At 59.3% G+C, this 1,449-nt stretch carries 3 protein-coding genes; 2 read left to right on the forward strand and 1 reads right to left on the reverse strand.

What is annotated here, in order from left to right; genetic code table 11:
• Positions 1-380: cytochrome c1 (locus tag A2I95_RS37585; protein WP_291737539.1), on the forward strand; the 380-nt coding region annotated here is incomplete at its 5' end.
• Between the two features lie 150 nt (positions 381-530).
• Here A2I95_RS37585 and A2I95_RS37590 read toward each other — a convergent pair.
• Entirely contained in the window at positions 531-968 is a 438-nt protein-coding gene (locus A2I95_RS37590; protein WP_027256880.1) for a glyoxalase superfamily protein, read from the reverse strand.
• Between the two features lie 262 nt (positions 969-1,230).
• Here A2I95_RS37590 and A2I95_RS37595 point away from each other — a divergent pair.
• Positions 1,231-1,449: hypothetical protein (locus A2I95_RS37595; RefSeq protein ID WP_291737540.1), on the forward strand; the 219-nt coding region annotated here is incomplete at its 3' end.

Here is a 1,449-nt window from a genome sequence, read left to right on the forward strand (position 1 = left end):
GTCCCTACGGTTCGGGTCTGAACCAGCTGTTCAAAGGCATGGGTGGTGCCGAGTATATCGCCTCTCTGATGGCTGGCTATACCGGCGAAGAAAAGGAAGAGGCTGGCACCATCTTCTATCAGAACACTGCCTTCCCGGGCGGTTGGATTTCGATGGCGCCGCCGCTGTCGGATGAACAGGTGGAGTTTGCAGATGGCCACGCCAATGACGTGGACGCCATGGCGCAGGACGTCGCTGCATTCCTGATGTGGACTGCTGAACCCAAGATGATGGCACGCAAGCAGGCCGGCTTTGTCGGCGTGCTGTTCCTGACCGTTCTGTCGGTGCTGCTGTATCTGACCAACAAGAAGCTGTGGGCGCCGCACAAGGGCAAAGACTGATCCTTGTCTGACTGACAGCGTGAAACATCAAACCCCCGCAAGTGTCTCTTGCGGGGGTTTTCGTTGCCAGGGGAACAGGGGCGCTGCCCCTCTGCCCTGCGGGCATTCACCCCGGAGTATTTGGGACTAGAAAGAAGACAGGCCTTTGGGTCACAACAGCGGGCTGACCGTCAGATGGGGCAGCCCGTTGGCGGTTTTCTGCGGCGACCGGTCGTCTGCGCCAATCACCGCGGACACCCTTTGGCGCCAGGATGAAAAGCTGTCGAACCGGACCACATCCACCGGAGTATCGAACTGCAGGGTTATCCGGCGGTGGCCGTTGGTGCCGCAGGCCGAGAGACCGTGGATATAGCCGGTGAAAGGCTGGCCCAAGTACTTGCCTTCGACTCGCATCCCGACCTGCAAATCGAGGATGTTTGATGCACGCGCGCTAAGGGTGTTCCAGTCGCGGAAGCCGTAGTATTGCGCGATTCGCTCCAGGGAGGTGCTGTGGCTGATAGGTTGGCCCTGGGCCTGTGAATGCTTGCGCAGCAGGCGCGCTTCGGCCTTGAGCTGCGGAACAGGTGGGAGAGCAGGCTGTTGCTGCATGGAGTTACCTTTCGCGTGAAGGTGCAGTTGCCGATACAGACAGGGCTCGCGTTGCTATCCGGGCATGCACCCAGGCGTCAGGAATATTCCTTGTCCGGGTTTCACCAAAGCTAAAGGCTGCGAGCGGCAGGTATCCGGGACCTTGTTGAAGTCATAGCGCAGTTCAGACTGCGCTGCAATTGCGGGCAGGCACGCTTGACGGATGAGGAGACCGGAGCGCACCCTTTAGAGGTTGTATCAATACGAGTTGGGAGGCGTTGCAATGACGGGACTATCGAATGCAGAGATCCTGCGTGAGGTGATGGCCAAGTGGAATGACTGCAAGGCGGGCGATTTGACCATGTGGGACGGCTACACAACCGAAGACATGTGCATGCGTTCGATGGGAGAGGGCGCGCATGGGCTGGATTTCAGTGCGGCACGGAACGGGCGCGCGCAGCTGCAGAGCTATCTGAGTGAGCTGACCAGCGCCTTTGAAATG

It is taken from the genome of Leisingera sp. F5 (genome assembly GCF_001593695.1).

Excerpts from the sequence above, each read along its gene's own strand:
- A2I95_RS37590 (WP_027256880.1), bottom strand. The coding sequence starts at position 968 with ATGCAGCAACAGCCTGCTCTCCCACCTGTTCCGCAGCTCAAGGCCGAA.